This is a genomic window from Planktotalea frisia (genome assembly GCF_001890925.1).
GTDB classification, from domain to species: domain Bacteria; phylum Pseudomonadota; class Alphaproteobacteria; order Rhodobacterales; family Rhodobacteraceae; genus Planktotalea; species Planktotalea frisia.
The window spans coordinates 1-5,866 of record NZ_MLCB01000056.1 but is presented as its reverse complement, the minus strand read 5'-3'; the positions used below and the strand labels follow the sequence as shown (position 1 = coordinate 5,866).

2 tRNA genes and 3 rRNA genes are annotated in these 5,866 nt (G+C 51.1%); all 5 read left to right on the top strand.

The annotated features are described in order from the left end of the window. The first annotated feature begins 433 nt into the window (after nt 1-433). The 5 genes from PFRI_RS03150 (at nt 434) to rrf (ending at nt 5,834) form a co-directional block, all read left to right on the top strand. Nucleotides 434-1,902, top strand: a 16S ribosomal RNA gene (locus PFRI_RS03150). A 222-nt stretch (nt 1,903-2,124) separates the two neighbouring features. Further along, nucleotides 2,125-2,201 (top strand) — tRNA-Ile (locus tag PFRI_RS03145). Between the two features lie 8 nt (nt 2,202-2,209). Next, nucleotides 2,210-2,285, top strand: a tRNA-Ala gene (locus PFRI_RS03140). Nucleotides 2,286-2,690: 405 nt separating this feature from the next. Then, a 23S ribosomal RNA gene (locus tag PFRI_RS03130) occupies nt 2,691-5,530 on the top strand. A gap of 189 nt (nt 5,531-5,719) precedes the next feature. After that, nucleotides 5,720-5,834, top strand: a 5S ribosomal RNA gene (rrf, locus tag PFRI_RS03125). The 16S, 23S and 5S rRNA genes sit together here with 2 tRNA genes alongside, the layout of an rRNA operon. The last annotated feature ends 32 nt before the right edge of the window (nt 5,835-5,866 follow it).

Here is a 5,866-nt window from a genome sequence, read left to right as displayed (position 1 = left end):
GCGAAAAAAGGTCTTGCGGGTTTTGTGTGATAACACTAGAACCGCCCTCAGCAGCAACGAGATGATCGGAACTGCACTAACGGAAGGTCGGAAACGACGGGAAGTTAGGGACTAAAATCGAGATAGATGTAGCGGGGCGCGCTGATAAGATACGGCGCATCTTGTTTATAGTTGTCTCAACGCTGTTTGAAATTGATATTTAACTGAAGAGATATGTGGGCGGTTTGGTTCATTCGATGGATCAGCCTCGGCATATCGCGCTAGTAGAGAATGTGTCATTTGACGCACTATCGATGATCTAGTGTCAGCTTCACTGTTTGGACGGCTTCTGACTACTTTGTAGTCTTTAGCACAACAAACAGAAGATGAATGATTTGAACAATCATTCGATGTGCAAAGGTTCGACGTCAAGGATAGGTTAGTAATAACCTTTCAACTTGAGAGTTTGATCCTGGCTCAGAACGAACGCTGGCGGCAGGCCTAACACATGCAAGTCGAGCGCTTACCTTCGGGTAGGAGCGGCGGACGGGTTAGTAACGCGTGGGAATATACCCTTCACTACGGAATAGCCTCGGGAAACTGAGAGTAATACCGTATACGCCCTTCGGGGGAAAGATTTATCGGTGAAGGATTAGCCCGCGTAAGATTAGATAGTTGGTGGGGTAATGGCCTACCAAGTCTACGATCTTTAGCTGGTTTTAGAGGATGATCAGCAACACTGGGACTGAGACACGGCCCAGACTCCTACGGGAGGCAGCAGTGGGGAATCTTGGACAATGGGCGCAAGCCTGATCCAGCCATGCCGCGTGTGTGATGAAGGCCTTAGGGTCGTAAAGCACTTTCGCCAGAGATGATAATGACAGTATCTGGTAAAGAAACCCCGGCTAACTCCGTGCCAGCAGCCGCGGTAATACGGAGGGGGTTAGCGTTGTTCGGAATTACTGGGCGTAAAGCGCACGTAGGCGGATTAGTCAGTCAGAGGTGAAATCCCAGGGCTCAACCCTGGAACTGCCTTTGATACTGCTAGTCTTGAGTTCGAGAGAGGTGAGTGGAATTCCGAGTGTAGAGGTGAAATTCGTAGATATTCGGAGGAACACCAGTGGCGAAGGCGGCTCACTGGCTCGATACTGACGCTGAGGTGCGAAAGTGTGGGGAGCAAACAGGATTAGATACCCTGGTAGTCCACACCGTAAACGATGAATGCCAGTCGTCGGGCAGTATACTGTTCGGTGACACACCTAACGGATTAAGCATTCCGCCTGGGGAGTACGGTCGCAAGATTAAAACTCAAAGGAATTGACGGGGGCCCGCACAAGCGGTGGAGCATGTGGTTTAATTCGAAGCAACGCGCAGAACCTTACCAACCCTTGACATACTCGTCGTCGCTCCAGAGATGGAGCTTTCAGCTAGGCTGGACGAGATACAGGTGCTGCATGGCTGTCGTCAGCTCGTGTCGTGAGATGTTCGGTTAAGTCCGGCAACGAGCGCAACCCACATCCTTAGTTGCCAGCAGGTTAAGCTGGGCACTCTAGGGAAACTGCCCGTGATAAGCGGGAGGAAGGTGTGGATGACGTCAAGTCCTCATGGCCCTTACGGGTTGGGCTACACACGTGCTACAATGGCAGTGACAATGGGTTAATCCCAAAAAACTGTCTCAGTTCGGATTGGGGTCTGCAACTCGACCCCATGAAGTCGGAATCGCTAGTAATCGCGTAACAGCATGACGCGGTGAATACGTTCCCGGGCCTTGTACACACCGCCCGTCACACCATGGGAGTTGGTTCTACCCGACGACGCTGCGCTAACCCTTCGGGGAGGCAGGCGGCCACGGTAGGATCAGCGACTGGGGTGAAGTCGTAACAAGGTAGCCGTAGGGGAACCTGCGGCTGGATCACCTCCTTTCTAAGGATGTTTCCGGTCAGACTAGCTTGCTAGTCTCTAGAAACACTTAGCAGAGCAGTAAACAAAACTGCTCATATATTGCCAGACACGTTTTCCTTCGTGATCTGGTCGGACCGAGCCGTCCTCATATCTCTTCAGAACATGCGTCGAGCTAACCGTCGGCGTGGTGGAAAGACCTGCTGCCGAACGGTAGTAAGTCGGTTTTGCTGTGCAAAATCAACTGGGTCGGTAGCTCAGGTGGTTAGAGCGCACGCCTGATAAGCGTGAGGTCGGAGGTTCAAGTCCTCCTCGACCCACCATAGTTTTTGGGGCCTTAGCTCAGCTGGGAGAGCGCCTGATTTGCATTCAGGAGGTCAGGAGTTCGATCCTCCTAGGCTCCACCAAATACTCGATCAGATCGTTAAGCACTTCAGAGTGTTTAGCCGTCCGATTGGACGAATTAACATCGTATATAGAGAAAAATTAACAACACTGTTTGATGCTGCGAAGTAACGTAGTCATCTCGGTGCGGTTCTTAAGCATTCGTGCTTTTGAAGGTTCTTCCAGACCCCTTCCTCGGGTCTTTTTGAATATCCCGTCCGAAACGAACAGGTTGTCCAAGTCAAGTACACTAACCAGAGTGGTTTTGTGGTTACCTCCTGCACGGATGGTGCCACGTATAAGACCACTCATTGTCCTTATCTAAGATAAGGGCGGGAAAATGTATGCTTTTGGTTCAGGAAGCGTGGAATAGTTGCTTACCAGCTTGCTATTTCCTGCATGACGTAAGTCTTGCTCTTTCTGGATCAAATCAAGCGCGAGAAGGGCGTTTGGTGAATGCCTTGGCAGTAAGAGGCGATGAAGGACGTGATACTCTGCGATAAGCCATGTGGAGCCGAGAATAGGCTTTGATACATGGATTTCCGAATGGGGCAACCCACCTGATTATATTCTGTTATTATCTAGCTTCGGTTAGATGGTTATCAGGGTGTAAAACCAGGTACTTATAGACTGAATACATAGGTTTATAAGAGCAAACCCGGGGAACTGAAACATCTAAGTACCCGGAGGAAAGGACATCAATTGATACTCCCCTAGTAGCGGCGAGCGAACGGGGACCAGCCGAGCCTCAATTGTGAATAGAATGGTCTGGAATGGCCAACCATAGTGGGTGACAGTCCCGTATATGAAGCATGAGAGGACGTATTAAGTAGGGCGGAACACGTGAAATTCTGTCTGAAGATCGGAGGACCACCTTCGAAGGCTAAGTACTCCTTACTGACCGATAGTGAACCAGTACCGTGAGGGAAAGGTGAAAAGCACCCCGACGAGGGGAGTGAAACAGTACCTGAAACCGAACGCCTACAATCAGTCGGAGCCCCCTTGCGGGGTGACGGCGTACCTTTTGTATAATGGGTCATCGACTTGGTCTATCTAGCAAGCTTAAGCCGTTAGGTGTAGGCGCAGCGAAAGCGAGTCTTAATAGGGCGAATGAGTTAGATGGATCAGACCCGAAACCGAGTGATCTAGGCATGGCCAGGTTGAAGATTAGGTAACACTAATTGGAGGACCGAACCCACATCTGTTGAAAAAGATCGGGATGAGCTGTGCCTAGGGGTGAAAGGCCAATCAAACTCGGAGATAGCTGGTTCTCTGCGAAATCTATTTAGGTAGAGCGTCGACCGAATACTCTCGGGGGTAGAGCACTGAATGGGTAATGGGGGCCTACAGCCTTACTGATCCTAATCAAACTCCGAATACCGAGAAGTACTAGTCGGCAGACACACTGCGGATGCTAACGTCCGTAGTGGAGAGGGAAACAACCCTAACCTACAGCTAAGGCCCCTAATTCATGGCTAAGTGGGAAAGCAGGTGGGACGACCAAAACAACCAGGAGGTTGGCTTAGAAGCAGCCATCCTTTAAAGATAGCGTAACAGCTCACTGGTCTAAATAAGTTGTCCTGCGGCGAAGATGTAACGGGGCTCAAGCCATGAGCCGAAGCTTAGGATGCACATAGTGCATGGTAGCAGAGCGTAGTGTGACATAGTTCCACACGTCTTTAACCTTCTTAGGAAGGTCTTGGACGTGAGGAGCTTTCTGTGAAGCCGGCGCGTGAGCGATCCGGTGGAGAGATCACTAGTGAGAATGATGACATGAGTAGCGACAAAGAGTGTGAGAGACACTCTCGCCGAAAATCCAAGGGTTCCTGCTTAAAGCTAATCTGAGCAGGGTAAGCCGACCCCTAAGGCGAGGCCGAAAGGCGTAGTCGATGGGAACCAGGTTAATATTCCTGGGCCGTGGAGTGGTGACGGATCTCGACTGTAGTTCATCCTTATTGGATTGAATGGGCTGCTTAGAGGTTCCTGGAAATAGCCCTCCTATAAGATCGTACCCTAAACCGACACAGGTGGATAGGTAGAGAATACCAAGGCGCTTGAGAGAACTATGTTGAAGGAACTCGGCAAAATACCTCCGTAAGTTCGCGAGAAGGAGGCCCAGTTCCAAGGCAACTTGGAGCTGGGGGCACAAACCAGGGGGTGGCGACTGTTTACTAAAAACACAGGGCTCTGCGAAGTCGTAAGACGACGTATAGGGTCTGACGCCTGCCCGGTGCCTGAAGGTTAAAAGGAGTGGTGAGAGCTGCGAATTGAAGCCCAGGTAAACGGCGGCCGTAACTATAACGGTCCTAAGGTAGCGAAATTCCTTGTCGGGTAAGTTCCGACCTGCACGAATGGCGTAACGACTTCCCCGCTGTCTCCAACATAGACTCAGCGAAATTGAATTGCCTGTCAAGATGCAGGCTTCCCGCGGTTAGACGGAAAGACCCCGTGCACCTTTACTACAGCTTCACACTGGCATCAGGCCATGCATGTGCAGGATAGGTGGTGGGCTTTGAAACCAGGACGCTAGTCTTGGTGGAGCCTCCCTTGAGATACCACCCTTGCATTGCTTGATGTCTAACCGCGGCCCATTATCTGGGTCCGGGACCCTGTGTGGCGGGTAGTTTGACTGGGGCGGTCGCCTCCTAAAGCGTAACGGAGGCGCGCGAAGGTTGGCTCAGAGCGGTCGGAAATCGCTCGTTGAGTGCAATGGCAGAAGCCAGCCTGACTGCGAGACTGACAAGTCGAGCAGAGTCGAAAGACGGCCATAGTGATCCGGTGGTCCCGAGTGGAAGGGCCATCGCTCAACGGATAAAAGGTACGCCGGGGATAACAGGCTGATACTGCCCAAGAGTCCATATCGACGGCAGTGTTTGGCACCTCGATGTCGGCTCATCTCATCCTGGGGCTGGAGCAGGTCCCAAGGGTACGGCTGTTCGCCGTTTAAAGAGGTACGTGAGCTGGGTTTAGAACGTCGTGAGACAGTTCGGTCCCTATCTGCCGTGGGTGTAGGATACTTGAGAGGAGTTGCCCCTAGTACGAGAGGACCGGGGTGAACGATCCACTGGTGTACCAGTTGTTCCGCCAGGAGCAGTGCTGGGTAGCTATGATCGGACAGGATAACCGCTGAAGGCATCTAAGCGGGAAGCCCCCCTCAAAACAAGGTATCCCTGAGGACCGAGGTAGACCACCTCGTCAATAGGCTAGAGATGTAAGCGTAGTAATACGCTCAGTTGACTAGTACTAATCGTCCGATAGGCTTGATTTGATCCAGTAACAGCACAGACTGTAACTGATTGAACAGAAGCATACACAACACCATAAGTCGAAAACGACTTGGACAACGTTAATTTTGGAAACACTCAGGAAATCCTGCGTGGATACGTCGATCTTGCACCGCAAAATCAACAAATCCAACAAAGAATAACCACGTGTTTCCATGTTTTTGGTTATTTGGTTTGGTGGTCATAGCGTGAGTGAAACACCCGGTCCCATCCCGAACCCGGCAGTTAAGCACCACCGCGCCAATGGTACTGCGTCTTAAGACGTGGGAGAGTAGGTCACCGCCAATCCAAATAATCAAAACTTTCTCCATATTACGGTC